Source organism: Citrobacter sp. C6_1 (assembly GCF_014596835.2).
Taxonomy (GTDB): domain Bacteria; phylum Pseudomonadota; class Gammaproteobacteria; order Enterobacterales; family Enterobacteriaceae; genus Citrobacter; species Citrobacter pasteurii.
Genome location: NZ_CP115031.1, coordinates 4477190 through 4503601 on the forward strand (window position 1 = coordinate 4477190; position 26412 = coordinate 4503601).

The window sequence follows — 26412 nt, forward strand, 5'->3', positions numbered from 1 at the left end:
GGCTCCGGGGATGTCAGTGACCTTCTCGCATACAATAAACATTAAACTCTTCAGGATCCGATTATGAGTCAAACATCAACCTTGAAAGGCCAGTGCATTGCTGAATTCCTCGGTACCGGGTTGTTGATTTTCTTCGGTGTGGGTTGTGTCGCTGCACTCAAAGTGGCTGGTGCTACTTTTGGTCAGTGGGAAATCAGTATCATCTGGGGTCTGGGGGTAGCCATGGCTATCTATCTGACAGCAGGCGTTTCTGGCGCACACCTGAATCCCGCGGTAACTATCGCACTCTGGCTGTTCGCCTGTTTTGATAAACGCAAAGTTGTCCCTTTTATTATTTCGCAAATTGCCGGCGCCTTTTGCGCAGCGGCACTGGTTTACGGGCTTTATTACAATCTTTTCCTCGATTTTGAACAAACTAACCATATCGTGCGCGGCAGTACCGAGAGCCTGGGTCTGGCAGGTACTTTCTCCACCTATCCGAACCCGCATATCAATTTTGTGCAGGCCTTCGCGGTTGAAATGGTCATTACCGCTATTCTAATGGGGCTGATTCTGGCTCTGACCGACGATGGTAACGGTGTACCGCGTGGTCCGCTGGCACCACTGCTGATCGGCTTGTTGATTGCCGTTATTGGTGCTTCCATGGGTCCGCTGACAGGTTTTGCGATGAACCCGGCACGTGACTTCGGACCGAAACTCTTCGCCTGGATGGCAGGATGGGGCGAGATTGCCTTCACGGGTGGTCGTGATATCCCTTACTTCCTGGTTCCGGTGTTTGGCCCAATTACCGGCGCGATTTTGGGCGCATGGGCATATCGCAAACTGATTGGTCGCCATTTACCGTGCGATGTCTGCGCGATTGAAGAAAAAGATGCGGCGGCCAACACTCAACAAAAAGCTTCGCTGTAATGTGACTACGGGACAAAAATTATGACTGAAAAAAAATATATCGTTGCGCTCGACCAGGGCACCACCAGCTCCCGCGCGGTCGTAATGGACCACGATGCGAATATCGTTGCCGTTTCACAGCGCGAATTCGAGCAAATCTACCCGAAAGCAGGTTGGGTAGAACACGACCCAATGGAAATTTGGGCGACCCAAAGCTCTACGCTGGTTGAAGTTCTGGCGAAAGCCGATATCAGTTCCGATGAAATTGCAGCAATCGGTATAACCAACCAGCGTGAAACCACCATCGTCTGGGAGCGTGAGACCGGAAAACCAATCTATAACGCCATTGTGTGGCAGTGCCGTCGTACCGCGGATATCTGCGAAAAGCTCAAGCGCGATGGCATGGAAGAGTACATCCGTAACAACACCGGCCTGGTCATTGACCCGTACTTCTCTGGCACCAAAGTGAAGTGGATCCTCGACCACGTTGAAGGCTCGCGTGAGCGAGCTCGTCGCGGCGAACTGCTGTTTGGTACCGTGGACACCTGGCTTATCTGGAAAATGACTCAGGGACGCGTACACGTCACGGATTACACCAACGCCTCGCGTACCATGCTGTTCAACATCCACTCCCTGGACTGGGATGACACGATGCTGGATGCGCTGGATATTCCGCGTGCCATGCTGCCGGAAGTTCGCCGTTCTTCTGAAGTCTACGGCCAGACCAACATTGGCGGTAAAGGCGGCACACGTATTCCTATCTCCGGTATCGCGGGTGACCAGCAGGCTGCACTATTCGGCCAGCTGTGCGTGAAAGAAGGGATGGCGAAGAACACCTACGGTACTGGCTGCTTCATGCTGATGAATACCGGCGAGAAAGCCGTTAAGTCAGAAAATGGACTGCTGACCACTATCGCTTGTGGCCCGACCGGGGAAGTGAACTACGCGCTGGAAGGTGCTGTGTTCATGGCGGGTGCGTCCATCCAGTGGCTACGTGATGAGATGAAACTCATCAGCGATGCATTCGACTCAGAGTATTTCGCCACCAAAGTGAAGGACACCAACGGCGTATATGTTGTTCCGGCGTTCACCGGTTTGGGTGCTCCATACTGGGACCCGTATGCACGTGGCGCCATCTTCGGCCTGACCCGTGGCGTAAACTCCAACCACATCATCCGCGCAACGCTTGAGTCTATCGCTTATCAGACGCGTGACGTGCTGGAAGCAATGCAGGCGGACTCCGGTATTCGTTTACACGCGCTGCGCGTGGATGGCGGTGCGGTAGCCAACAACTTCCTGATGCAGTTCCAGTCAGACATTCTCGGCACACGTGTAGAGCGTCCGGAAGTCCGCGAAGTCACCGCATTGGGTGCCGCGTACCTGGCTGGCCTGGCAGTAGGCTTCTGGCAGAATCTGGATGAGCTGCAGGAAAAAGCGGTCATTGAGCGTGAGTTCCGCCCAGGCATCGAAACCACCGAGCGTAACTTCCGTTACAGCGGCTGGAAAAAAGCGGTCAAACGCGCGCTGGCGTGGGAAGATCACGAGGAGTAATACGTCATTGCCGGATGGCGACGCTAAGGCGTCTTATCCGGCCTACATGCTTGTGTAGGCCGGATAAGGCAACGTCGCCGCCCGGTAAGTTATCTGTGCAGAAGTAACCCCCGAGCATATCAATTATTCCCTCACTCCCCTGTGCTACACTTCGCGCCATTCCTTTCAGCTACGAGTTTGCAATGAGACGAGAACTTGCCATTGAATTTTCACGCGTGACCGAAGCGGCCGCGCTGGCTGGCTATAAATGGCTGGGCCGCGGCGATAAAAATACCGCTGACGGCGCGGCGGTGAACGCCATGCGTATTATGCTCAACCAGGTCAACATCGACGGCACCATCGTGATTGGCGAAGGTGAGATCGACGAAGCGCCGATGCTGTTCATCGGCGAGAAAGTCGGAACCGGTCTCGGCGATGCGGTCGACATCGCCGTCGATCCCATCGAAGGCACACGCATGACGGCCATGGGCCAGGCCAACGCGCTGGCGGTACTGGCTGTCGGCGACAAGGGTTGCTTCCTGAACGCGCCGGATATGTACATGGAAAAGCTGATTGTCGGCCCTGGCGCCAAAGGTTCAATCGACCTGAACCTGTCGCTGGAAGCCAACCTGCGTAATGTCGCCAGCGCGCTCAACAAACCGCTCGGCGAACTGACCGTCACCATTCTGGCGAAACCACGCCACGATGAAACCATCGCCGAAATGCAGGCGCTGGGCGTTCGCGTCTTCGCGATTCCCGACGGCGACGTGGCCGCGTCTATTCTGACCTGCATGCCCGACAGCGAAGTTGACGTGCTGTATGGCATTGGTGGCGCACCGGAAGGTGTCGTCTCTGCCGCCGTTATCCGCGCGCTGGATGGCGACATGCAAGGCCGCCTGCTGGCTCGCCATGACGTCAAAGGCGACAGCGAAGAGAACCGTCGTATCGGCGAACAGGAGCTGGCTCGCTGCGCCGCGATGGGTATTGAGGCAGGTAAAGCGCTGCGTCTGGATGAAATGGCCCGCAGCGACAACGTTATTTTCTCCGCAACCGGGATCACCAAAGGCGATCTGCTGGAAGGCATTAGCCGCAAAGGTAATATCGCCACCACCGAAACGCTGCTGATCCGTGGGAAATCACGTACGATCCGTCGTATTCAGTCCATCCACTACCTCGATCGCAAAGATCCGGATGTACAGACGCATATCCTGTAATTGATTTGATCAATAGAGCCTTCCAGCCCATCTGGGCTGGAAATCTTTTGTGCAACGAACGAAGATAAGGCAATCACAGCAGACAGGAGAAAACCATGGCAGATTGGGTAACAGGCAAAGTCACTAAGGTACAGAACTGGACCGATGCCTTATTTAGTTTGACCGTGCGAGCTCCGGTTCTTCCCTTCACGGCAGGTCAGTTTACCAAGCTCGGCCTCGAAATCGACGGCGAGCGCGTCCAGCGAGCCTATTCCTACGTGAATGCGCCTGATAACCCCGATTTAGAGTTCTATCTGGTGACGGTTCCTGACGGAAAACTCAGCCCCCGTCTGGCCGCACTGAAGCCTGGCGACGAAGTACAGGTAGTGAGCGAAGCAGCCGGTTTCTTCGTGCTGGATGAAGTCCCCGATTGCGACACACTGTGGATGCTGGCAACCGGCACGGCTATCGGCCCATATTTATCGATTCTGCAGTTGGGCAAAGATCTGGACCGTTTTAAAAATCTGGTGCTGGTCCATGCCGCACGTTATGCCGCCGATTTAAGCTATCTGCCGTTGATGCAGGCGCTTGAAAAGCGTTACGAAGGTAAATTACGCATCCAGACGGTTGTCAGCCGTGAAACCGCCGCAGGTTCATTAACCGGGCGAGTTCCGGCGTTGATTGAAAGCGGCGCGCTGGAAACGGCAGTTGGGCTACCCATGGATACAGCAACCAGTCATGTGATGCTCTGTGGTAACCCGCAAATGGTACGCGACACGCAGCAGTTGCTGAAAGAAACCCGGCAGATGACCAAACATCTGCGCCGTCGACCGGGCCATATGACCGCTGAGCATTACTGGTAAGCACATTTCACTGCCCGGTAAGCGTCCCGGGCATTTTGCCGGATGGCGACGCTGACGCGCCTTATCCGGCCTACGAGTCAGCTCTGTATTTTACGTCCTGCGTGTCCTTCCCGTATTTATTTGCATCCTGGGTGCCGACAAAGGCGCCCAGATCGATAAGCATGCCAACCAGAATCAACGTCGGTACAAAGCGGCCTACCGCCCATTGCCAGACACCAGGCAATACTGCCCAGTTTCCGGCCAGCAGCATCCATGCAAGAATCATCAGGAACGCCCACGCGCCGGAGCGACCCCGATCATGCAGACGTTTTACTGTGACTGCAGCCGTCGGCCACAGTAGACAGACCAGACAAAATGCCGCCGTCTGGATATCGAGCAATTGTTTACTCGCCAGCGAAAACAAAACCAGCATCCCGACAATCCACAGGCCTATCCAAATCCAGAAATCACGGCGTCCAAGACGCCCTTTAAATGAGAATAACCACTGCTGTATGGTCATGTAGATTCCTTTATTATTACCTTCCAGAACAGTTTACCCTTTTGACAAGCCTGACGGTTACCGTTTTAATCGTGAGCAGAGAGAATGAAAGGTACGATTGATGAAGCAAGGATTGACACTGTTTTTATTATTGTTTTCAGCCTTAACCGCCAGTACTGCGGCACGGGCGGAAGAGCCATCGACGGCAACCACGGCCCCCTATTTACTGGCAGGGGCGCCGACCTTTGACCTGTCGATTAGCCAGTTTCGCGAAAACTTTAATACGCAGAATCCGAAGCTTATTCTGAATGAGTTCCGTGCCATCGACAGCAGCCGCGATCGGGCAAATCTCACCCGTGCCGCCAGTAAAATTAATGAAAACCTGTATGCGTCCTCCGCCCTTGAGCGCGGCACCTTAAAAATCAAAAGTATGCAGATAACCTGGCTGCCGATTCAGGGGCCAGAACAAAAGGCGGCCAAAGCGAAAGCGCTGGAATACATGACCGCCGTCATTCGCACCGTCGCGCCGCTACTGACGAAAGAGCAAAGCCAGAAAAAGCTGCAAAAATTACTCGCTGCCGGCAAAGGTAAGCACTATTACGCCGAAACCGAAGGCGCAATCCGCTATGTCATCGCAGATAACGGTGAAAAAGGGCTGACCTTCGCTGTTGAACCGATTAAGCTGGCACTATCAGAAAGTCTTGAGAAAGCGAATTGATGACAAAAAGCAAAGCCTTTCAGGGGATGAATCTCTATACTGTTTCACAGACCATGCTGCCCTGACGGGCGGCCATATTCCTTAATTCGCTGACAAGCGTGGAGAAATGAAATGCGACATCCTTTAGTGATGGGTAACTGGAAACTGAACGGCAGCCGCCACATGGTAAACGAACTGGTTGCTAATCTGCGTAAAGAACTGGCTGGCGTTGCTGGCTGTGCAGTAGCAATCGCTCCACCGGAAATGTATATCGACCTGGCGAAACACGCCGCTGCCGGTAGCCACATCATTCTGGGCGCGCAGAACGTTGACCTGAACCTGTCTGGCGCATTCACCGGTGAAACTTCTGCTGAAATGCTGAAAGATATCGGCGCGCAGTACATCATTATCGGTCACTCTGAGCGTCGTACTTACCACAAAGAGTCTGACGAGCTGATCGCGAAGAAATTCGCTGTGCTGAAAGAGCAAGGTCTGACCCCGGTTCTGTGCATCGGTGAAACCGAAGCGGAAAACGAAGCAGGCAAAACTGAAGAAGTTTGCGCACGCCAGATTGACGCCGTGCTGAAAACTCAGGGCGCAGCAGCATTCGAAGGCGTGGTTATCGCTTACGAACCTGTATGGGCTATCGGTACCGGTAAATCTGCAACGCCTGCTCAGGCTCAGGCAGTCCACAAATTCATCCGTGACCACATTGCTAAAGCTGATGCGAAAATCGCTGAACAGGTTATCATCCAGTACGGCGGTTCCGTAAACGCAGCAAACGCTGCTGAACTGTTCGCTCAGCCGGACATCGACGGCGCGCTGGTTGGCGGTGCATCTCTGAAAGCAGACGCTTTCGCAGTGATCGTTAAAGCCGCTGAAGCCGCTAAACAGGCCTAAGTTGTTAAGGCGGGAGGAGCACTCCTCCCGCTGTATTAACTACCAGTATCCCAACCAGTGCCACCAGAAGGCGCCGGTCACACCCCAAATGGTCAGGTTGACCACACTCATCACCAGTCCCGTTCTCCACCACTCCGCCAGCGTGACATAGCCCGAACCAAAGATGATCGGCGCAGTACCCGTGCCATAGTGCGTGAGCGACATCATCAACGAGGAGGAGAAGCCCAGCATCAGACCGAGCAGCGCCGGTGGGGCACCGAGGCCTAATCCGGCAGCAAAGAAAGCCGCGAACATGGCCGTGATATGTGCAGTGGTACTGGCGAAAAAGTAGTGTGAATAGACATAAAGCAGGATCAACAGCAGCGTGGCGATACTCCAGTGCACGCCGAGATGGTCAATTGCACTACCAACACTCGTCGCCAGCCACCCCACCAGACCCAGTTTGCTCAGGAAATCCGCCATCATAACCAGTGCGGCAAACCAGACTATCGTATCCCATGCCCCGCGGCATTTAAGAATGTCATCCCAGCTCAATACACCCGCCATCAATAGAATCGACAATCCAATTAACGCGGCGCTAGTGGGGTTTACGCTCCAGGCACTGCCCATCAGCATTGCTGGAACACCCGCCCATAGACAGAGCAGCAAAATGAACACCCCCAGGGTGATTTTCTCTGCCAAAGAAAGTGGACCCAGCGCATCCAGTTTTTGCCGCGCAAACTGCGGCGCATTTGGCGTGCGCGTGATAGCTGGCGGATAGAGCCACCAGATGACAATAGGCATCACGACCAGTGAGACAACGGCAGGAAGAAGCGCCGCAATCGCCCACATTCCCCAGGTCATGTTCAGCACGCCATCCGTCCCCTTTGTCAAAAAACTGACGATTAACGGATTAGGTGCGGTCGCGGTGATGAACATTGCCGAGCTGATCGGGTTAATGTTGTAGTTCACCAGAGCCAGATAACGACCTGTAGCGCCGTTCTCCTTGTCACCGGGTTGAGAGCCCAGACTTTCCGCAATCGCCCGCATTACCGGGTGAATAATGCCGCCACCACGCGCGGTATTGCTTGGCGTAACGGGTGCGATCAGCGTTTCTGCCAGCGTTAGCGCCCAGGCGATACCCAACGTTCTTTTGCCAAACAAAGCAATAAACCCATAGCCAATACGCGCGCCCAGGCCGGTCTTTAACAGACTTTGCGACAGCATAATGGATAAACCAATCAGCCAGATTAGCTGGTTAGAAAAACCACTTAACGCATCGCTCAGCGCCGCGGTGGGTTTACCGGGATGCGTTACGCCAGTCATGGCTACCAGCATAATTGCCACAATCGCAATCGCGCCGATAGGCATGGCTTTACCAATAATTGCCGCGATAGTACCGATAAATAACGCCAGCAGATGCCACGCTTCGGGGGTAACATCTGCTGGACATGGGATAACAAACCAGATGGTCAGCGTAATAACAATCGAGATGATGGCAGGCCAACAGCGGATGGGGGTCAATCTGTCCATGAATCAATCCTTGAGTTTCCAGCACGCAATTATGCGCTCAGGTATTAACCGATATCGGTGCGCATAATACAATTCACCCACTCACAAAACAAAAAATTAACATTCCGATACAACTATAATTTCCCCAACACGCTAAACCACACATAATCCAGCGGCAGCAGTATCAGATACGTTGCCGCCGCCAGCGTGATACACAGCAGCATTCCCGCCCTTGCAGGTACTTTCCCAAGCGCCATCGCCACCACGATCGGTGAAGCCTGATACGGCAATAGCGGAGTGGAATAGCCCAGTACCTGAATCATAATCACCGACAGCAGCGGGAATCCCGTCGCATCGGCAAAGCTTTGCGCCAACGTGGTATACAGCGCCGGAACGCCGTTCGCCGTCATAATAAAATTAAGCGCCGTGGTAATGCCGGTCAATGCAAGGAAGCTGGTAAACGGTTTGTCCGCATCCAGCGGCATCACCTGTAACAGCGCCTCGCCTACCGCGCTACCGATACCGGTCTGCGTGACGGTGATCGCCAGCCCCAGAATACCCGCCACATAAATACAGGTACGAATGTTGACCCCAGTGGAAAACTCGTCGCCATTGATAAAGCCAACCCGTGGGAGCAATGTGATAACTGCCGCCGCCAGCCCAGTCCACGCGGGGCCAATGCCGTGCCAGCTTTCGCTTACCCAAAGAAGCAACACCACCGCTAACATCCAGGCCAGACGTTTTTCATCTCCACTCATCGGTTCCGACGGCGTGAGATCGCGCGGCGCATGGGGCTTGCCAGGGAACAGCCAGCAGATAAGCACGATGAGAACCGCGCCTTTAAGCCAACCCAGAACCGGCGTATGCAGCAGCAAATAGGGAAGATAATTGAGGTGGATGCCGTAAGAGCCTTCCGCAGCGCCGCTCATCACCAGATTCGGTACGTTTGCGGGTAAAATCGTCGCAGAAAGCTGGAATGTCCCAAACCCAACGGCCAGTGCCAGACCATACCAGGCGCGCGTACCATCGTTAATTCCAGCCCGTTTCGCCATCGCTGCGACAATCGGCATCAGCAACGCAATACGCCCCATGTTGGACGGCATGACAAACGCCAGCGCGTAACTCAACAGCACCACACTCGCCACCATTAACGGCCAGGAGTCGGTCAACCGTGATGACAGCGCCCTCGCCGCCCTGTCCGCCAGCCCCGTTTTACGAATCGCGATACCCAGCACAAAGCCGCTAAACACCAACCAGAATGCGGAGGACGCAAAGCCGCCAAAGATCACATCCGGTGGCGCGATTTTGGCCACCATCGCCACGGCAAAGAACAGCAGCGCCGTGATAAACTCCGGCAGCAGCGACGTAGCCCAGAGCAGAATGGTGATGCCAACCACCAAAGAGGGGATAAACAGAGGGTGTGTAAGCCAGAGCGACATGCCTGTCTCCTGTTGTTTTTTTCAACAAGAATACGGGGACAGGCATGCGGAGTAAACGCCAGATTAGGTGGGGTTAACGCAGAATATCACATTGATGATCCTGAATTTCCTCAGCGGAGGCGAGATTGAACGCCAGCAGATTGCGCTGGGTCGCCAGCAAAACAAAGGATTCATCGCTCTGACGCACCATTGCCAGGGCGTAGCGGCCCATATGATCACGCGCATCCGGCACCTCTTCTGCCAGCATCATAAACGGGCTACGTTGCGCCAGTTCATTTTCCGTGACGCGACGCGCCAGATATTCATGACCTCGCAGTCCGCCGGGCAATGGCAACCAGCGAGTGCTGATTTCCGCCAGATTGTCATCCAGTTGTTGTCTGACATCGGTTCGCAGACAGGAGATATGAATATGCAAATGATTTTGTGTACGCCCGCTGCGCGAGTTAATGGTCAGAGAGACCGCTTTGTCAGGGATTTCATGGCCGTATTTTTGGCTCATAAAGCTACGCGCCTGCCAGGCCAGCCAGAAAAAGTTCGGCGTGCCTGATTTCAACAGCAGTGGGCTTTCCGTACCGTTGATGCGGTAAGTGGGCATCAACAAATATTGCAAAGGGCCGTTACGGTCTTTAAACACCACATATCCGGCATCGGGTTTAACTTCAGTACACGGCGCGGGATCGTGCTGCTGCAATTGATGTGGCAGGCATTGCTCAAGGACTATCTGGCGTAACGCGTCCGGGTTACCGCTAAATTTCCAGTACCCAACGCCTGCAGCGGCGGCGACCACAATCACCGCCAGTAAAAGATAGCCTGCTTTTTTCATTACGCGTTTCCTGTATCCCATTGAAGGGCAAGAGTAACGCAAAACGATGACAAATAAAAAAACCCGGTCGCGCTATGCCACCGGGTCGGTAAATCACAGAACTTATTTAGCGTTTGCTGATCTGGTCGAACGTACCGCCGTTAGAAAAGTGTTCTTTCTGCGCTTTTGTCCAGCCGCCAAACTCTTCGTCGATGGTGAACAGCTTCAGCTTCGGAAATGCGCTTTCGTATTTCTTCGCGACGTCAGCATCACGCGGGCGATAGTAGTTTTTCGCCGCAATTTCCTGACCTTCCGGGGAATAGAGATACTTCAGATAAGCTTCTGCCACCGCTTTGGTATCTTTCTTTTCCACCACTTTGTCGACCACGGAAACGGTCGGCTCGGCGAGGATAGACTCACTTGGGGTGACTATCTCGAATTTATCTTTGCCCAACTCATTCGTTGCCAGCAATGCTTCGTTTTCCCAGGCAATCAGCACATCGCCAATCCCTCGTTCAACAAACGTATTAGTTGAGCCCCGCGCACCGGAATCCAGTACTTCAACGTTTTTAAACAGTGCTTTGACGAAGTCCTGCGCTTTGGCCTGATCGTTGTTATTGTGGTGCAGAGCGTAGCCCCATGCTGCCAGATAGTTCCAGCGTGCGCCGCCTGAGCTTTTCGGGTTTGGCGTAATGACCGACACGCCTGGTTTGATCAGATCGTTCCAGTCATGAATTTGCTTTGGGTTGCCTTTGCGAACCAGGAACACGATGGTGGAGGTGTAAGGCGCGGAGTTATCCGGCAGGCGCTTAATCCAGTTTTTATCGATACGGCCACGTTCTGCAATGGCGTCCACATCGTAAGCCAGCGCCAGCGTCACGACATCGGCCTCAATACCGTTGATGACAGAGGTTGCTTGCTTACCCGAACCGCCGTGCGACTGACGGATCACGACGTTATCGCCTGTTTCCTGCTTCCAGTGCGCACTGAAGGCTTTATTGTACTGCTCGTACAGCTCACGTGTTGGATCGTACGATACGTTAAGTAGCTGTATATCCTTTGCCAGAACGCTGGTCGATGCCAGCAATAATGTTAACCCTACGCCCCATTTGTTCATCGCCCAGCTCTCTTATGTGATGTTGTGATGAGCAAAGCGTGCCAGAAAGAGATCCAAACATTAAAGAATAAAAAAAGATTTGCTATAACCTGGGGGAATAAATAAGAAAGGTTGTGCCGGATGACGGCTTACGCCTTATCCGGCCTACAGCGTGTACTCTTGTAGGCCCGGTAAGCGAAACGCCACCGGGCAACAAAAAACAATCAGTACAGTTTTTTCGCGCAGTCCAGCCAGTCACCTTTGAACGGACGCTTCATGTTTTCGATAGCGTCGATGATGTCGTGGTGAACCAGCTGCTCGTTCTGAATACCTACACAGCGACCGCCGTGACCTTCCAGCAGAAGTTCAATGGCATAGGCGCCCATACGGGATGCCAGGATACGATCGTAAGGAACCGGGGAACCACCACGCTGAATGTGACCCAGCACGGTAGAACGCGTTTCACGGCCCGTTTCTTTCTCAATGTAATGTGCCAGTTCATCAACGTCACACATGTGCTCAGTGATCGCGACGATGGCGTGTTTTTTACCTTTTGCAATGCCGGCTTTGATTTCAGCAACCAGATCGTCACGGCTAAATTCAACTTCCGGAACCACAACAAATTCACAGCCACCGGCAATTGCTGCAGCCAGAGTCAGGTCGCCGCAGTAGCGACCCATCACTTCAACGATGGAGATACGCTGGTGAGAAGAAGAAGTATCACGCAGACGGTCAATCGCTTCGACGACGGTACCCAATGCGGTGAAGTAACCGATGGTGTAGTCAGTACCTTTAATATCGTTGTCGATAGTGCCCGGCAAACCGATGCACGGGAAGCCCATTTCAGTCAGGCGTTTTGCACCCATGTAAGAACCGTCACCACCGATAACAACTAATGCGTCGATGCCACGTTTCTTCAGATTTTCGATAGCCACTGCACGCACGTTTTCGTCGCGGAATTCCGGGAAGCGAGCAGAACCGAGGAAAGTACCACCACGGTTGATCATGTCGGACACGCTGTAGCGATCAAGCTGAACCATACGGTCTTCATACAAACCCAGGTAGCCATCATGGATCCCCATGACTTCCAGTCCTTCCGTTAACGCTGCACGTACAACACCACGGATTGCTGCGTTCATGCCCGGCGCATCACCGCCGCTTGTCAACACACCGATTTTCTTAATCATGACTACCTCTGAACTTTGGAATGCAAAATGAAATCTGCTGCCGGAAGTCGATTCCGCATATCGAAACGATCCAACGAATATGCAGATAGTATAACAATCACTTCCTGCTGAATTGATTCAGGTCAGGCCAAATGGTGGTAATTTATACACAACATGCTGGCCCGGCTCACTTTTTTACAATGAATTATGAAAGCTCAAACATCTTGCCTTCCTTGGGTACGACTGAACAGGGATCCTGGTGAATAATCACATCCGATCCCGGGAAACGTCGTAAAATTGCCTGCTCAACCTGTTCAGCCACTATATGCGCCTGAACGAGCGGCAGATTATCTTCCATTTCCAAATGAATCTGAATAAAGCGGGTCGGCCCTGACTGCCGCGTGCGAAGATCGTGAGCGCCGCTGACCCCTGGCCATGACGTCACTATATCAATAATTTCCTGACGTTCTTCATCGGGTAAAGCGCGATCCAACAAGGATTGCACTGCCTCATACCCCATGCGTAATGCACTATATAAAATATAGATGCCAATCCCGAGCGCAAACAAGGCATCCGCACGATGCCAACCATACCAGGCCAGTCCAAGCGCCACGAGAATCGCACCGTTCATCATAACATCAGACTGATAATGAAGCATATCTGCCCGTACAGCCTGACTTTGCGTACGTTTAACCACCCAGCGCTGAAACGTGACCAGAATAATTGTACACACTAACGCAATGATGGTGACCACCACCCCAACGCCAGGATCTTTCATCGGCGTCGGCTGGATGAGATGCTGAATCCCGGTCAGGAATAAAAACAACGCCGAACCGGAAATAAACATGCTTTGCGCCAGCGCCGCCAGTGATTCCGCTTTTCCGTGTCCGAACGTATGTTCATCATCGGCCGGTTGCAACGAATAGCGCACCACCAACAGGTTGGTTAACGACGCCGCGATGTCCACCAGAGAATCCACCAGTGCAGCCAGAATACTGACCGATCCGGTGTACCACCACGCAAAAATTTTGATCAAAAGTAACAGCGATGCCATCACGGTAGCCGCGATTGCCGCCCGGCTAACCAGCCGCCCATAGGTTTGATTCATAAACACTCCTGCCAGGATATGCCGCTAGTATAACGGATGAAGTAAAACAGTCAGGCAATTACCGAGTGACAAATTTGGGGCAAAAAAAACCCCCACATCATGTGGGGGAAGACAGGGATGGTGTCTATGGCAAGGAAAACAGGGTTACTACTGGGAACGTGAGTTGCTACTACTCAATAAATTTAACGATGAGCTTTGTTTCCAGTGCGCTACGTCGCGCAGTTGCTCCATTCGTTGTTCATGTTTCTCATTTAAAACCGCTTGCTGCTCGGGCGTTAACAGGCGATACATCTGGTTGCGGACCCTGGCTATTTCAACCTGGCGGGCAACCTGTTCTTGTGCCATTTTTTCTGCCTGAGCGCGCACAGCGCTTTCATCAAATTTCTCTGCGGTGACAAGACGATGCATTGTCTCCATTTCGCTAACATTAACAGGAGGCTGTTCGTGTCTTGCCTGCTGCATTAAATCTCGCATCTGTTGACGTTGATGTTCGGTTAAACTGATACCGTCAAACATGTGGCTCTGTACGCTGCGCTGCGATGAGCCTTCACCGAGGTGCCAGTGATCGCCTGTGACGACTTCAGCTGCATGGCTTAAAGTACTAAGTGCCAGCGTTGAGGCCATGACGGCAGCGGTAACTTTGCCCATCACTTGCTCCCAAAATCTTTTCTGTCGCGATTCAACGAGAGACAGTTTACGATTCGGGCTGCAAACATGCGTCAGGGGGTGTAAAACAACGTAAAGTCATAGATTAGCGACGCCTGATGACGTAATTTCTGCCTCGGAGGTACGTAAACAATGAATAAAATCCTGTTAGTTGATGATGACCGAGAGCTGACTTCCCTGTTAAAGGAGTTGCTCGAAATGGAAGGTTTCGATGTGCTGGTTGCCCATGATGGGGAGCAGGCACTTGAGCTTCTGGATGACAGCATCGATTTACTTTTGCTCGACGTCATGATGCCGAAAAAAAACGGCATCGATACACTGAAAGCGCTTCGTCAGACACACCAGACGCCCGTAATCATGCTGACCGCTCGCGGCAGCGAATTGGATCGCGTACTCGGCCTTGAGCTGGGCGCGGACGACTATTTGCCCAAACCCTTTAACGACCGTGAACTGGTCGCGCGCATCCGCGCTATTCTGCGTCGCTCGCACTGGAGTGAACAACAGCAGAACAGCGACAACGGTTCACCGACGCTGGAAGTGGATGCGTTAAGCCTGAATCCGGGTCGCCAGGAAGCCAGTTTTGATGGGCAAACCCTGGAGTTAACCGGCACCGAATTCACCCTGCTTTATTTACTGGCACAGCATCTCGGCCAGGTCGTTTCTCGTGAACACCTGAGTCAGGAAGTGCTGGGCAAACGCCTGACGCCGTTTGACCGCGCGATCGACATGCATATCTCGAACCTGCGTCGTAAGCTGCCAGAGCGTAAAGACGGACACCCGTGGTTTAAAACTCTGCGTGGTCGCGGCTACCTGATGGTCTCCGCTTCATGATAGGGAGCTTAACCGCACGCATCTTTGCCATCTTCTGGTTGACGCTGGCACTGGTGTTGATGTTGGTGCTGATGTTACCCAAGCTCGACTCACGCCAGATGACCGAGCTACTGGACAGCGAGCAGCGCCAGGGGTTGATGATTGAGCAACACGTTGAAGCTGAACTGGCGAACGATCCACCCAACGATTTGATGTGGTGGCGTCGCTTGTTTCGGGCAATAGACAAGTGGGCGCCGCCAGGGCAGCGGTTATTGCTTGTTACTACAGAAGGACGTGTGATCGGTGCAGAACGCAACGAAATGCAGATCATTCGTAACTTTATTGGTCAGGCCGATAACGCCGACCATCCGCAAAAGAAAAAATATGGTCGCGTTGAGATGGTCGGGCCCTTCTCCGTCAGAGACGGTGAAGATAACTACCAGCTGTATCTCATTCGACCTGCCAGCAGCTCACAATCTGACTTTATCAACCTGCTGTTCGACCGACCGCTGTTGTTACTGATCGTCACCATGCTCGTCAGCTCGCCGCTGCTGCTTTGGCTGGCATGGAGCCTGGCGAAACCGGCGCGTAAGTTGAAAAATGCGGCAGATGAGGTGGCACAGGGTAACCTGCGTCAGCATCCGGAACTGGAAGCCGGCCCGCAGGAATTTCTGGCAGCAGGTGCCAGTTTTAACCAGATGGTGACCGCGCTGGAACGCATGATGACCACGCAGCAACGCCTGCTGTCGGACATCTCTCACGAGTTGAGAACGCCACTCACACGTTTGCAACTGGGGACTGCGCTGCTGCGCCGTCGTAGCGGTGAGAGCAAAGAGCTGGAGCGGATTGAAACTGAAGCACATCGGCTGGACAGCATGATCAACGACCTGCTGGTGATGTCGCGTAATCAGCAGAAGAACGCGCTGGTCAGTGAAACGGTGAAAGCCAATCAGCTGTGGGGCGAAGTACTGGATAACGCCGCCTTTGAAGCCGAGCAGATGGGTAAATCGCTGACAGTGAATTTCCCGCCGGGTCCGTGGCCGCTGTATGGCAACCCGAACGCACTGGAAAGCGCATTGGAAAACATTGTGCGCAATGCCCTGCGCTATTCACATACGAAGATCGAAGTGGGCTTCTCGGTGGATATCGACGGGATTACCATCACCGTGGACGACGACGGCCCAGGAGTTAGCCCTGAAGACAGAGAACAGATTTTCCGTCCGTTCTATCGTACCGATGAGGCCCGCGATCGCGAGTCTGGCGGAACGGGTCTGGGTCTGGCTATTGTGGAAACCGCAATCCAGCAGCATCGCGGCTGGGTGAAGGCCGAAGACAGCCCGCTGGGTGGTTTACGGCTGGTAATTTGGTTGCCGCTGTATAAGCGTTCCTGAGTCTCTCTGTGGTGCCGGATGGCGGCGTAAATGCCTCATCCGGCCTCCACGGACTGGAAGAATTATTTCCCCCACAAACGGCGGGAATTGTCCTCGATTTTGCCGCTTAAACGGCGCTTCTGCATCGTTCTGGTCCAGCTTTTCGATAGCCCCGCAGCCGACAGCAAACGGTGATACTGGTCGTCATCAAACGGCATATGCCAGGCAATGGCAATCGCCTCCTGCACACTGACATCGCTCACGCGTGACGCCAGGATCAACGGCGCGTCCGCCGATACCAGCCCGGGAGCAATGACGCTGCACAGCCAACCCGTCTTGCCCGCATCCTGCATCTGGCTGGCCATATCGCTGATGCCAAAATGGAAATTTAGCTTAAAGCACGGCGAGCGCGGCTGCGTGACCTGAATCAACGCCTCGCCCCACTGGAAAATATCGCCAATATAGACATTCTCTTCTGTCAGCCCAAGCGTTGAGAGGTTCTCCCCAAAGGCGGGGGCGACAAATAACTCCGCCTGTTCGGGGAATTCTTGTATCCAGTGCTGATAGTGTTCACGCGGATAGTGGCACAACGCACGATCCGGCCCGCCGTGAATTTTAGTCTCCGCCTGTTCATCACCCGTGAGCCCCAGATCGGTCAGCATCAGCTCGCCATCAACCTGAACTTTAGCAATCGCGCTGGGACGGCTTCCCGTGTAGTCCCGAATCTTGCCTGTAAAAACATCGACCGGATATCGCATCTGTTCCCTCTCCCGATAAATTTCTCCCATTACACCATATTTATTTTACCCCAGTCGCTCAAAATGAGAGCACGGTTCACATGAAACTTAGGGACACATGCTATCAATGTAAGCTGGTTTTGAAACATCATTTCAATTAAGGAGTCGACAACGTGACTGGTCAATCGCAATTTGCTGGCGTCTGGTGTCCTTCCATTACGCCAATGGACAATGACGGCAAGATCGATCTTAACGGTCTGAGCCAGCATCTCAAACGCCTTACCGAGGCCAAAATCGACGTAATTTTGCTGATGGGCAGCATCGGGGAATTTGCCTCCTTTACGCTCGAAGAAAGGCTGTTGCTGATCCGTGAAGCCCGTGCCATGAGCTCGCTGAAGATGGTCGCCAACGTCTCATCCACTTGCCAGAACGATGTGCTGTTGATGGCACAGGAAGCGTATCGCGCCGGTTACGATGCCGTGATGATCCTACCACCTTACTATTACGGGCAAACGGCGAAACAGCTCCTGAGCTACTTCCGTCAATTGGGGCAGAAACTCAGCGGCAAATGGTTTGCCTATAACTTCCCGGCGCGAACCGGTTGTGATTTAACGCCTGAACTGGTTGCCACGCTGGCAGCTGAATTCCCGAACTTTGCTGGCATTAAAGATACCGTGGACTGCCAGTCCCACACCCGCAGCATGATCCAGACCACACGTGCCGTGCGCGAAGATTTTGCGGTGCTGTCGGGTTATGACGAATACTATATTCCTAACCTGCTGGCAGGTGGCGCGGGGATTATTTCAGGATTAAACAACGTCATGCCGGCGCTGTTTGTCAGCGCACGAGAAGCATTTAAGCAGGGGGATCTGGCTGCACTTCGCGATATTCAGGACCAGATTGGCACCTACATGTCCATCTACGCCATCGGTGAGGATTTCGTCACCACCATCAAAACCGTGGTATCGCGTAAGTTTGGCTATTGCACCGGGGTTTCGCGTAATGCAGGCGGGGAGCTGAATGAAAGTGAGTGTCGAACAATTGATGAGGTGTTTGTAATCAAGGGTTAAAACGGTTAAGCCGGATGGTACAAACCATCCGGCTTAATCACGTTACTTCACCGCGTTGCGCATATCGATTGCCGCCGCTCTGGCTTTGACTCTTTTCGACCAGATGGACGTGATAATCGGCACGAGGATGGAGGTTACAATCACTGACGTCGCCACCAGAGAGGTTGCCGCCGGTGCCATGGGTTTAAACGCCGGAACCATTTCCGCAATCAGCACCGGTGTGGCGACCGCCGCCCCCGCAGAGCTGGAAGCTGCAATTCCTGCCGTACCATCGCCGCCGCCAATCAGTTTATCGGCAATAATCAGCGGGATACCGGTGATGATAATCACCGCCACGCCCAGCAGAATACCCAGTACGCCGGTCTGTGCAATCACGCTCAAATCAATGGTGTTACCTAATGCGAAGGCGAAGAAAGGGATCAGCGTCTGCACGGCCTTACTGAAGAATTCCCGCAGTTCAGGGTCCAGATTCCCCAGCGCAAAGCCAATCAGGAACGGCAATACTGCACCAACAAATACGTGCGGTTCAAACGACGCGATCCCGGCAGTTCCCAGAATCACCATGGTCATCAGCGGACCTGACTCCAGCGACATCAGGACAAACGCCCCGGCCTCTTCTTTGGTGCCGTACTGCTGCATAATCGAGGCATACAGCCCGCCGTTAGTCATATCCATGGCCGCCACCAGCGCCAGCGTAGACAACCCGGCGAAGAACCCGACTTCCACGCCATGTTCAGGCAGAATGCGCGATGCAATCGCCGCAACCACCCACGCCACCAGGATCTTAGTTATCACTAACGTGCCGGATTTACGCAGTACGGTTCCGGTAGCGCTCAGCTTAATCGACGCTCCCATGCAAAAGAACCAGACTGCCAGAATCGGCACCGTACCGGTGATCATACCGTTGGTAAATGAGCCGAAGTATTTCCCGGCGCCGGGGGAAAAGGTGTGACACAACGCGCCCAGAAACAGCGGCACCAGCATCATACCGCCTGGGATTTTCTCTATCGTACGTTTGATCTGCATTTCCATCACCTGTAGACATAAAAATGGGGCAATTTTTATGGGCGACTGCATCTTGCTTTTGAGATGCGCCCGTCTTGATGAAAAGAAGATAGACATTCGTAGAGACTATAAAAGTGATCTCACCCACATAATAAAACCTTGTTTCAATTTAAATGGATCATTGTTTTTATATTGATTTTGATCACAAAAAAACCCCCACAAGCATCGCTTGCAGGGGCTTAGTTAACGCGTCGAACTTATTTTTTTGCAGCGAAACGTGCAGCAGCTTCGTCCCAGTTCACTACGTCCCAGAACGCCTTGATGTAGTCCGGGCGACGGTTCTGGAATTTCAGGTAGTAAGCGTGTTCCCAAACGTCCAGACCCACGATCGGGAAGCCGGAAGCGCCAGAGATTGCTTCACCCATCAGCGGGGAATCCTGGTTAGCAGTGGAAACAACAGCCAGTTTGTCACCTTTCAGCACCAGCCACGCCCAGCCGGAACCGAAACGAGTTGCTGCTGCTTTTTCAAATTCAGCTTTGAAGTTGTCAACAGAACCGAAGTCACGTTCGATAGCCGCTTTCAGGTCGCCCTGCAACGTGGTACCGGTTTTCAGGCCTTTCCAGAACAGGCTGTGGTTAGCGTGACCGCCCGCGTTGTTACGCAGAACGGTTTTCTTATCCGCAGGCAGCTGATCCAGTTTGGTGATCAGTTCTTCAGCGGACAGGCTCGCGAATTCAGGCAGGCTTTCCAGCGCAGCATTAGCGTTATTTACGTAAGCCTGGTGGTGTTTGGTGTGGTGGATTTCCATCGTCTGCTTATCGAAGTGCGGTTCAAGGGCATCATAAGCGTACGGCAGGGATGGCAGTGTATAACTCATAATCATCTCCAGTATTGTCGGGCGGCCAGTGTTAACGCCGCGTAAGCAGTTGGGTCATTATAGTTAATTAAATGATATTGAAAATGATTATCAATGCCGTACTTTTTACATGGTTTTAATTATTCATCACCATTGCTGAAGATGTGAGCCAAATCACCCAGTTAACGTGATGATTGCCAACAAGAGGACAAAGGCGGCAATCGTCAAAAGGTTAATAATCTGCGTAATTTTTAAACTCGTTGTGTCGGAGGGGTTATGACCGACGATAAAAAATAACGAGGATTCAGTCATGAGTAACGCGATTACGATGGGTATTCTTTGGCATTTGATAGGTGCAGCCAGTGCAGCCTGTTTCTATGCCCCGTTCAAACAAGTCAAACATTGGTCATGGGAAACGATGTGGTCGGTTGGCGGGATCGTCTCCTGGCTTATCCTGCCATGGACCATCAGCGCCATGTTGCTTCCCAACTTCTGGGCCTACTTCAGTTCTTTCAGCCTCTCCACGCTGGCACCGGTATTCCTGTTTGGCGCGATGTGGGGGATCGGTAATATCAACTATGGCCTGACCATGCGCTATCTCGGCATGTCGATGGGGATTGGTATTGCGATTGGTATTACCCTGATTGTCGGCACGCTGATGACCCCTATCATCAACGGTAACTTTGATGTGCTGATCAACACCGATGGCGGGCGCATGACGCTACTGGGCGTATTGGTCGCGCTGATCGGCGTGGGCATTGTGACCCGCGCAGGACAGTTGAAAGAACGTAAAATGGGCATCAAAGCAGAAGAGTTCAACCTGAAGAAGGGGCTGGTGCTGGCGGTAATGTGCGGCATTTTCTCTGCCGGGATGTCCTTTGCGATGAACGCGGCGAAACCCATGCACGATGCCGCCGCCGCGCTGGGCGTTGATCCGCTGTATGTCGCGCTACCAAGCTATGTCGTCATCATGGGCGGCGGCGCGTTAGTCAACCTGGGCTTCTGTTTTATTCGTCTGGCAAAAGTGAAAGATCTTTCGATAAAAGCCGACTTCTCGTTAGCCAAACCGCTGATCATTACCAACGTGCTACTGTCCGCGCTCGGTGGCCTGATGTGGTATCTGCAATTTTTCTTCTACGCCTGGGGCCACGCTCGCATTCCGGCGCAGTATGATTATGTCAGTTGGATGCTGCACATGAGCTTCTATGTCCTGTGTGGCGGTATTGTTGGTCTGGTGCTGAAAGAGTGGAAAAACGCGGGCCGCCGTCCGATCAGCGTACTGAGCCTCGGCTGCGTGGTCATTATTCTCGCGGCAAATATTGTTGGTCTGGGGATGGCCAGTTAATCATGCGGGCTGCTGAGATGACGCCACTGGCTCGGCGTCATCCCGGTTTCTCGCGTGAATACCACCGAAAAGTAATTACTGTCTTCAAAGCCGCAGCGCATAGAAATTTCACTGATCATCAGCCTACTGTGTTTGAGCAGATACTGAGCATGGCAAACCCGTACCTGGCGGAGATACTGGTTGATGGTCATCCCGGTCTGGCTGCGAAACTGCTGACGCAAAACTCGCTCACTGCACTGTTCCTGCTCACAGAATTTATCCAGCGCAAAGGCATGTTCATGACTCCCGGCCAACGCGGTAATCAGCTTATCCAACAACGTTTCACTTGATGTCGATGGAAGCGTATCCGTGGCATAGCGGTGCCGTTTGAAATGAGTCACCAGTTGCCCAAACAGCAACTCGGCCATTTCAAAAGCCAGCGGGTCACGCTGATTACTCTCATGCTCAAGCTGACTAATTATCTGCCGGGCCTGGGACATACCCGCGCTACCAAGCCGCCAGTGGGGCTGTCGCGGCGAGCCGTTAAATCCTGGGATCGCGCTTTCCCAGCCGACATTCAGCGTCAGCCGTTCCGGGCAGTAAATGATATTTTGCAGGACGAGATCGTTAACTGAGGTGTAGGAGTGTTTGTCTTCGGCACGGATATAAAACAGATCGCCACGGGTTATCCGGTACGGGCGATCGTTGAGAACATGCAGGCCATTGCCGCGCCAGACCAGCACCAGCTCGCAAAACTCGTGAGTATGCTCAGCGAAGACATCCTGCGGATAACGATCGGCCACGGCGACAGCCTGCTGCTCATGCGCAAAAAAGTCTGATTTCAAAAGGATTAGCTGATTCGCCATCACAATATTCCCTGCCGGATAGCGGCTACGTGTCACGTAATCTGTAGGCCGGATAAGGCGTAGCCGCCATCCGGCGTTAAGGAACAAGATTATCTGAGATTCGGCGGTAAAAAACGTTGATAGCTTTCGCGTTACTGGAGGCTGCTTCCAGTAATGACATCGCGTCCCTGTCGGATATCGCGCGGCGACCAGTTAAACTCCCGGCGAAACAGCGTCGAAAAATGGTTACTGTCACCAAACCCGCAGCGATAAGCGATGTCCGTCACGCTGTCATCACTGTGACGTAGCAAATGGCGGGCTTTGATAAGCCGTAGGCGGTTGAGATAGCGCTGTGGCGTCAGCCCGGTCTGTTGTTTAAGCTGGCGGTGCAAAGTACGTAAAGAGAGCGAAAACTGCTCGGCTATGGCTTCCCAGCACACTTCATCGGCAAAATTGTCCTCCAGCCATGCCAGTAGTTGGTTCAGCCGCGCATCATTATCTGTTGCCGCTTCCATCAGGCTGCTTTTACGCAACAGCACCAACAACTGCATGAACAAGATCTCACGGTTTGCCGCTGTTGGCGTATCCATTGCCTCTCCAAGATTTTCCATTTGCCCCACCAGATGCCGAACCTGCTGCAACACGCTCTGATTCACCCGCCAGTGTGACAGATATTGCCCATTCAACTCCTGGGGTAACAACTGATTCAGCCCGGCCAAAAACTGAAATGCATCCGGGGAACGATACAGAATATTGGTCAGACACAGGTTGTCAGTATGTTCATATAAGTGTCTGTCATGATCGCGGACAAAACACACCGTTCCCCCGCCAATGGTATAAGGCTGTCCATTGAACACATGAATTCCCGTACCATGTTCAACCACTACAATTTCATGAAAATCATGATGATGCTCTGGAAAAGCAGGCTGAGGAAGCCGGGGCTCAATCGCCACGGGCGCTTTACCTGTCGGAAAAAAATCCACGCAATGCAATACGGTCATGATGACATCCCCCCCGATCAAATGGACATGGCTGAATAGTAATTAAGGGTTATCACCCTCACCTTAAATTTTTGACGCCAAAGTGCGTAAACACGGTCAATTCTTCAAGAAATAGCAGGAAAGATCGGGAATTGCGGAAGGGGTCACATCAGGTGAAATCGTCCCTATTAGTAGAAACTGTGAACGCTATCACGTTCACCTTTGCCATGCTGCCAGCCGCGTATTGTCGCTGTCACTAACAAGAAGGTACGCCATTTCACGGGTTCTTAGACTGAGTGCAATGAAACTCAGAAGGACCTCGCTATGACTCTTCGCCATTGTGTCGCTGTTGATCTCGGTGCATCCAGTGGACGCGTAATGTTGGCGCGTTACGACAGTGAACACCGTACCCTGACACTGCGTGAAATCCACCGCTTTGTTAACTGCCTGCAAAAAACAGACGGTTTTGACACCTGGGACATCGACAGCCTGGAAAACGACATTCGCCTCGGTCTGCAGAAAGTCTGCGATCAAGGCATTCGGATCGACAGCATCGGCATTGATACCTGGGGTGTGGATTATGTCCTGATCGGTAAAAACGGTCAGCGTGTTGGGTTGCCAGTCTCTTATCGCGATAGCCGCACGAACGGCATTATGTCACGAGCCATGACGCAGCCAGGTAAAAGTGAAATCTATCGCCGTAGCGGCATTCAGTTTCTACCCTTTAATACCCTGTATCAGCTCCGCGCGCTGGTCGAGCAGCAACCGGAACTGCTCCCCCAGGTGGCGCATGCCCTGCTGATCCCAGATTACTTCAGCTATCGCCTGACCGGAGAAATGAACTGGGAATATACCAACGCCACCACCACCCAGTTAGTCAATATCAACACCGACGACTGGGACGAAACCCTGCTGGCCTGGAGCGGTGCCGACACAACGTGGTTTGGCCGCCCCACGCATCCGGGGAACGTAATTGGCCACTGGATTTGCCCGCAGAAAAATCAAATTCCGGTGGTTGCCGTCGCCAGTCACGACACGGCCAGCGCGGTCATTGCTTCTCCGCTGGCCGATAAAAATAGTGCCTATCTCTCTTCCGGTACCTGGTCGCTGATGGGCTTCGAAAGCAGAACACCGTATACCAACGATGCGGCGCTGGCGGCGAACATCACCAACGAAGGGGGCGCGGAAGGGCGCTACCGCGTGCTGAAAAACATCATGGGGCTGTGGCTACTTCAGCGCGTTTTAAAAGAGCGACAGATAACCGACCTGCCAGCGCTTATCGCCCAAACGCAAGCGCTGCCGGCCTGTCAGTTCCTGATAAACCCCAACGACGATCGCTTTATTAATCCCGACGATATGAGTGCGGAAATTCAGGCGGCCTGTCGTGAATCAGGCCAGCCCGTTCCCCAGCAAAACGCCGAACTGGCGCGCTGTATCTTCGACAGCCTGGCATTGCTGTACGCCGATATCCTGCAGGAACTGGCTGAGCTTCGCGGCGAAGTATTTCACCAACTGCACATCGTGGGTGGTGGGTGCCAGAACGCATTACTCAACCAACTTTGCGCGGATGCCTGCGGTATTCGTGTCATATCCGGGCCTATTGAGGCCTCCACGCTCGGCAATATTGGCGTCCAGTTGATGACGCTGGACGAGCTTAACAACGTCGATGATTTCCGTCAGGTGGTACGCGCTAACTACGACCTGACCACCTTCATTCCCAATCCTGAAAGTGAAATTGCCCGCCACAAAGCGCAGTTTCAACCATTACGACAGACAAAGGAGCTTTGCGCATGACCACTCAACTTGAACAAGCCTGGGAACTGGCAAAACTGCGTTTCGCCGCGGTAGGTATTGATGTCGAGGCAGCCTTGCGCCAGCTCGATCGTCTGCCGGTCTCCATGCACTGCTGGCAGGGCGACGACGTCGCCGGATTCGAAAACCCGGAAGGTTCGCTCACGGGTGGTATTCAGGCTACCGGCAACTATCCGGGCAAAGCGCGTAACGCCAGCGAACTGCGGGACGATCTGGAGCAGGCGCTGAGCCTGATCCCGGGTCCAAAACGTCTGAATTTGCATGCGATCTATCTGGAGTCTGATACGCCAGTTGCCCGCGACCAAATCAAACCTGAACACTTTAAAAACTGGGTGGAGTGGGCGAAAGCGAACCAGTTAGGACTGGATTTCAACCCATCCTGCTTCTCACACCCGCTGAGCGCCGACGGTTTCACGCTGGCCCACGCCGATGACACCATTCGCCAGTTCTGGATTGACCACTGCAAAGCCAGCCGTCGCGTCTCGGCGTATTTTGGCGAGCAGTTGGGTACGCCATCAGTGATGAACATCTGGATCCCGGATGGCATGAAAGACATCACTGTTGATCGTTTAGCACCGCGCCAACGCCTGCTGGACGCGCTGGACGAAGTGATCAGCGAGAAATTCGACCCGGCGCACCACATCGATGCCGTCGAGAGCAAACTGTTTGGTATTGGCGCAGAAAGCTATACCGTCGGCTCCAACGAATTCTATATGGGTTACGCCACCAGCCGCCAGACCGCGCTGTGCCTGGATGCAGGTCACTTCCACCCAACAGAAGTGATCTCCGACAAAATCTCCGCCGCCATGCTGTACGTGCCGCGCCTGCTGCTGCACGTCAGCCGTCCGGTGCGTTGGGACAGCGATCACGTGGTGCTGCTGGATGATGAAACACAGGCGATTGCCAGCGAGATCGTGCGCCACAACCTGTTTGACCGCGTACACATCGGCCTCGACTTCTTCGACGCCTCCATTAACCGCATCGCCGCGTGGGTGATCGGCACCCGCAATATGAAAAAAGCCCTGCTGCGCGCGCTGTTAGAACCGACCGGGCAATTGCGTCAGCTCGAAGCCAGCGGCGACTACACCGCACGTCTGGCTCTGCTGGAAGAGCAAAAATCGCTGCCGTGGCAGGCCGTCTGGGAGATGTATTGCCAGCGTCACGACACGCCAGCGGGCAGCCAGTGGCTGGACAGCGTGCGCACTTATGAAAAAGAGATTTTGAGCAAACGTAGCTAACCGCATCGCCTGACCTGTAGGCCGGATAAAACGCCCCGCGTCGCCAT

The 26412-nt window shown here is 53.4% G+C and carries 25 protein-coding genes; 12 read left to right on the forward strand and 13 right to left on the reverse strand.

Annotated features, from left to right (window positions below; genetic code table 11):
* The first annotated feature begins 63 nt into the window (after nucleotides 1-63).
* The 4 genes from IB196_RS21400 (at nucleotide 64) to fpr (ending at nucleotide 4474) form a co-directional block, all read left to right on the forward strand.
* A complete protein-coding gene (locus IB196_RS21400; protein WP_005121726.1) occupies nucleotides 64-909 on the forward strand; it encodes an MIP/aquaporin family protein in 846 nt (281 codons plus the stop codon).
* A gap of 21 nt (nucleotides 910-930) precedes the next feature.
* A complete protein-coding gene (glpK, locus tag IB196_RS21405) occupies nucleotides 931-2439 on the forward strand; it encodes a glycerol kinase GlpK (protein WP_040233045.1) in 1509 nt (502 codons plus the stop codon).
* A gap of 182 nt (nucleotides 2440-2621) precedes the next feature.
* The gene (gene glpX, locus IB196_RS21410) at nucleotides 2622-3632 is read left to right on the forward strand and encodes a class II fructose-bisphosphatase (protein WP_040233046.1); all 1011 of its coding nucleotides are present in this window, start codon (nucleotides 2622-2624) and stop codon (nucleotides 3630-3632) included.
* 95 nt (nucleotides 3633-3727) lie between these two features.
* Nucleotides 3728-4474, forward strand: coding sequence for a ferredoxin--NADP(+) reductase (gene fpr, locus IB196_RS21415; RefSeq protein WP_005121731.1), 747 nt, complete (start codon nucleotides 3728-3730; stop codon nucleotides 4472-4474).
* 70 nt (nucleotides 4475-4544) lie between these two features.
* Here the strand turns inward: fpr and IB196_RS21420 are convergent, their stop codons facing one another.
* On the reverse strand, nucleotides 4545-4973 hold the full coding sequence (locus tag IB196_RS21420) for a DUF805 domain-containing protein (RefSeq protein ID WP_005121733.1): 429 nt from the start codon (nucleotides 4971-4973) through the stop codon (nucleotides 4545-4547).
* Nucleotides 4974-5073: 100 nt separating this feature from the next.
* Here IB196_RS21420 and IB196_RS21425 point away from each other — a divergent pair, with 100 nt between their 5' ends.
* Nucleotides 5074-5670 carry a YiiQ family protein gene (locus tag IB196_RS21425; protein WP_005121734.1) on the forward strand — a complete coding sequence of 199 codons (597 nt, stop codon included), beginning with the start codon at nucleotides 5074-5076 and terminating at the stop codon, nucleotides 5668-5670.
* Nucleotides 5671-5781: 111 nt separating this feature from the next.
* Nucleotides 5782-6549 carry a triose-phosphate isomerase gene (gene tpiA, locus IB196_RS21430; RefSeq protein WP_003028783.1) on the forward strand — a complete coding sequence of 256 codons (768 nt, stop codon included), beginning with the start codon at nucleotides 5782-5784 and terminating at the stop codon, nucleotides 6547-6549.
* A gap of 39 nt (nucleotides 6550-6588) precedes the next feature.
* Here the strand turns inward: tpiA and IB196_RS21435 are convergent, their stop codons facing one another.
* From IB196_RS21435 to cpxP, 7 genes are all read right to left on the reverse strand, one after another.
* Nucleotides 6589-8061 carry a DASS family sodium-coupled anion symporter gene (locus IB196_RS21435; RefSeq protein WP_005121740.1) on the reverse strand — a complete coding sequence of 491 codons (1473 nt, stop codon included), beginning with the start codon at nucleotides 8059-8061 and terminating at the stop codon, nucleotides 6589-6591.
* Nucleotides 8062-8174: 113 nt separating this feature from the next.
* Nucleotides 8175-9479: an SLC13 family permease gene (locus tag IB196_RS21440; protein WP_005121742.1), complete on the reverse strand. Its 1305-nt coding sequence runs from the start codon at nucleotides 9477-9479 to the stop codon at nucleotides 8175-8177.
* Between the two features lie 73 nt (nucleotides 9480-9552).
* The gene (locus IB196_RS21445; RefSeq protein ID WP_005121745.1) at nucleotides 9553-10302 is read right to left on the reverse strand and encodes a CDP-diacylglycerol diphosphatase; all 750 of its coding nucleotides are present in this window, start codon (nucleotides 10300-10302) and stop codon (nucleotides 9553-9555) included.
* A 106-nt stretch (nucleotides 10303-10408) separates the two neighbouring features.
* Complete coding sequence (sbp, locus tag IB196_RS21450) at nucleotides 10409-11398, reverse strand: sulfate/thiosulfate ABC transporter substrate-binding protein Sbp (protein WP_005121747.1); 990 nt, start codon at nucleotides 11396-11398, stop codon at nucleotides 10409-10411.
* A 203-nt stretch (nucleotides 11399-11601) separates the two neighbouring features.
* Entirely contained in the window at nucleotides 11602-12564 is a 963-nt protein-coding gene (gene pfkA / locus IB196_RS21455; protein ID WP_005121749.1) for a 6-phosphofructokinase, read from the reverse strand.
* Nucleotides 12565-12748: 184 nt separating this feature from the next.
* A complete protein-coding gene (gene fieF / locus IB196_RS21460; protein WP_040233055.1) occupies nucleotides 12749-13651 on the reverse strand; it encodes a CDF family cation-efflux transporter FieF in 903 nt (300 codons plus the stop codon).
* A 147-nt stretch (nucleotides 13652-13798) separates the two neighbouring features.
* Nucleotides 13799-14299, reverse strand: a complete 501-nt coding sequence (cpxP, locus tag IB196_RS21465) for a cell-envelope stress modulator CpxP (protein WP_005121753.1) — start codon at nucleotides 14297-14299, stop codon at nucleotides 13799-13801.
* A 150-nt stretch (nucleotides 14300-14449) separates the two neighbouring features.
* Between cpxP and cpxR the strand changes: the two genes are divergently transcribed.
* On the forward strand, nucleotides 14450-15148 hold the full coding sequence (gene cpxR, locus IB196_RS21470) for an envelope stress response regulator transcription factor CpxR (protein WP_005121756.1): 699 nt from the start codon (nucleotides 14450-14452) through the stop codon (nucleotides 15146-15148).
* A complete protein-coding gene (cpxA, locus tag IB196_RS21475; protein ID WP_005121758.1) occupies nucleotides 15145-16518 on the forward strand; it encodes an envelope stress sensor histidine kinase CpxA in 1374 nt (457 codons plus the stop codon). Before cpxR ends, cpxA begins: the two co-directional genes overlap by 4 nt.
* 62 nt (nucleotides 16519-16580) lie before the next feature.
* Here the strand turns inward: cpxA and yiiM are convergent, their stop codons facing one another.
* Nucleotides 16581-17255 carry a 6-hydroxyaminopurine reductase gene (yiiM, locus tag IB196_RS21480; RefSeq protein ID WP_149692173.1) on the reverse strand — a complete coding sequence of 225 codons (675 nt, stop codon included), beginning with the start codon at nucleotides 17253-17255 and terminating at the stop codon, nucleotides 16581-16583.
* Between the two features lie 152 nt (nucleotides 17256-17407).
* On the opposite strand from yiiM, the gene IB196_RS21485 reads away from it, so the two are divergent.
* A complete protein-coding gene (locus IB196_RS21485; RefSeq protein ID WP_188232354.1) occupies nucleotides 17408-18304 on the forward strand; it encodes a dihydrodipicolinate synthase family protein in 897 nt (298 codons plus the stop codon).
* Between the two features lie 42 nt (nucleotides 18305-18346).
* On the opposite strand, the gene kdgT is transcribed toward IB196_RS21485, so the two are convergent.
* The gene (kdgT, locus tag IB196_RS21490; protein WP_040233060.1) at nucleotides 18347-19330 is read right to left on the reverse strand and encodes a 2-keto-3-deoxygluconate transporter; all 984 of its coding nucleotides are present in this window, start codon (nucleotides 19328-19330) and stop codon (nucleotides 18347-18349) included.
* 236 nt (nucleotides 19331-19566) lie between these two features.
* Nucleotides 19567-20187, reverse strand: a complete 621-nt coding sequence (sodA, locus tag IB196_RS21495; protein ID WP_005121766.1) for a superoxide dismutase [Mn] — start codon at nucleotides 20185-20187, stop codon at nucleotides 19567-19569.
* Nucleotides 20188-20476: 289 nt separating this feature from the next.
* On the opposite strand from sodA, the gene rhaT reads away from it, so the two are divergent.
* Entirely contained in the window at nucleotides 20477-21511 is a 1035-nt protein-coding gene (gene rhaT, locus IB196_RS21500; protein WP_005121768.1) for an L-rhamnose/proton symporter RhaT, read from the forward strand.
* Here the strand turns inward: rhaT and rhaR are convergent.
* Nucleotides 21508-22356, reverse strand: coding sequence for an HTH-type transcriptional activator RhaR (gene rhaR / locus IB196_RS21505; protein ID WP_005121771.1), 849 nt, complete (start codon nucleotides 22354-22356; stop codon nucleotides 21508-21510). The two genes, rhaT and rhaR, sit on opposite strands and share 4 nt — an antisense overlap.
* A gap of 131 nt (nucleotides 22357-22487) precedes the next feature.
* The gene (gene rhaS / locus IB196_RS21510) at nucleotides 22488-23336 is read right to left on the reverse strand and encodes an HTH-type transcriptional activator RhaS (RefSeq protein ID WP_155022020.1); all 849 of its coding nucleotides are present in this window, start codon (nucleotides 23334-23336) and stop codon (nucleotides 22488-22490) included.
* Between the two features lie 303 nt (nucleotides 23337-23639).
* Here rhaS and rhaB point away from each other — a divergent pair, with 303 nt between their 5' ends.
* On the forward strand, nucleotides 23640-25109 hold the full coding sequence (rhaB, locus tag IB196_RS21515; protein WP_155022021.1) for a rhamnulokinase: 1470 nt from the start codon (nucleotides 23640-23642) through the stop codon (nucleotides 25107-25109).
* Nucleotides 25106-26365, forward strand: a complete 1260-nt coding sequence (gene rhaA, locus IB196_RS21520; RefSeq protein WP_188232353.1) for an L-rhamnose isomerase — start codon at nucleotides 25106-25108, stop codon at nucleotides 26363-26365. Before rhaB ends, rhaA begins: the two co-directional genes overlap by 4 nt.
* Nucleotides 26366-26412 lie beyond the last annotated feature (47 nt).

Coding starts and splice junctions, on each gene's coding strand:
- IB196_RS21400 (WP_005121726.1), top strand. CDS start 64: ATGAGTCAAACATCAACCTTGAAAGGCCAGTGCATTGCTGAATTCCTC.
- glpK (WP_040233045.1), top strand. CDS start 931: ATGACTGAAAAAAAATATATCGTTGCGCTCGACCAGGGCACCACCAGC.
- glpX (WP_040233046.1), top strand. CDS start 2,622: ATGAGACGAGAACTTGCCATTGAATTTTCACGCGTGACCGAAGCGGCC.
- fpr (WP_005121731.1), top strand. CDS start 3,728: ATGGCAGATTGGGTAACAGGCAAAGTCACTAAGGTACAGAACTGGACC.
- IB196_RS21420 (WP_005121733.1), bottom strand. CDS start 4,973: ATGACCATACAGCAGTGGTTATTCTCATTTAAAGGGCGTCTTGGACGC.
- IB196_RS21425 (WP_005121734.1), top strand. CDS start 5,074: ATGAAGCAAGGATTGACACTGTTTTTATTATTGTTTTCAGCCTTAACC.
- tpiA (WP_003028783.1), top strand. CDS start 5,782: ATGCGACATCCTTTAGTGATGGGTAACTGGAAACTGAACGGCAGCCGC.
- IB196_RS21435 (WP_005121740.1), bottom strand. CDS start 8,061: ATGGACAGATTGACCCCCATCCGCTGTTGGCCTGCCATCATCTCGATT.
- IB196_RS21440 (WP_005121742.1), bottom strand. CDS start 9,479: ATGTCGCTCTGGCTTACACACCCTCTGTTTATCCCCTCTTTGGTGGTT.
- IB196_RS21445 (WP_005121745.1), bottom strand. CDS start 10,302: ATGAAAAAAGCAGGCTATCTTTTACTGGCGGTGATTGTGGTCGCCGCC.
- sbp (WP_005121747.1), bottom strand. CDS start 11,398: ATGAACAAATGGGGCGTAGGGTTAACATTATTGCTGGCATCGACCAGC.
- pfkA (WP_005121749.1), bottom strand. CDS start 12,564: ATGATTAAGAAAATCGGTGTGTTGACAAGCGGCGGTGATGCGCCGGGC.
- fieF (WP_040233055.1), bottom strand. CDS start 13,651: ATGAATCAAACCTATGGGCGGCTGGTTAGCCGGGCGGCAATCGCGGCT.
- cpxP (WP_005121753.1), bottom strand. CDS start 14,299: ATGGGCAAAGTTACCGCTGCCGTCATGGCCTCAACGCTGGCACTTAGT.
- cpxR (WP_005121756.1), top strand. CDS start 14,450: ATGAATAAAATCCTGTTAGTTGATGATGACCGAGAGCTGACTTCCCTG.
- cpxA (WP_005121758.1), top strand. CDS start 15,145: ATGATAGGGAGCTTAACCGCACGCATCTTTGCCATCTTCTGGTTGACG.
- yiiM (WP_149692173.1), bottom strand. CDS start 17,255: ATGCGATATCCGGTCGATGTTTTTACAGGCAAGATTCGGGACTACACG.
- kdgT (WP_040233060.1), bottom strand. CDS start 19,330: ATGCAGATCAAACGTACGATAGAGAAAATCCCAGGCGGTATGATGCTG.
- sodA (WP_005121766.1), bottom strand. CDS start 20,187: ATGAGTTATACACTGCCATCCCTGCCGTACGCTTATGATGCCCTTGAA.
- rhaT (WP_005121768.1), top strand. CDS start 20,477: ATGAGTAACGCGATTACGATGGGTATTCTTTGGCATTTGATAGGTGCA.
- rhaR (WP_005121771.1), bottom strand. CDS start 22,356: ATGGCGAATCAGCTAATCCTTTTGAAATCAGACTTTTTTGCGCATGAG.
- rhaS (WP_155022020.1), bottom strand. CDS start 23,336: ATGACCGTATTGCATTGCGTGGATTTTTTTCCGACAGGTAAAGCGCCC.
- rhaB (WP_155022021.1), top strand. CDS start 23,640: ATGACTCTTCGCCATTGTGTCGCTGTTGATCTCGGTGCATCCAGTGGA.
- rhaA (WP_188232353.1), top strand. CDS start 25,106: ATGACCACTCAACTTGAACAAGCCTGGGAACTGGCAAAACTGCGTTTC.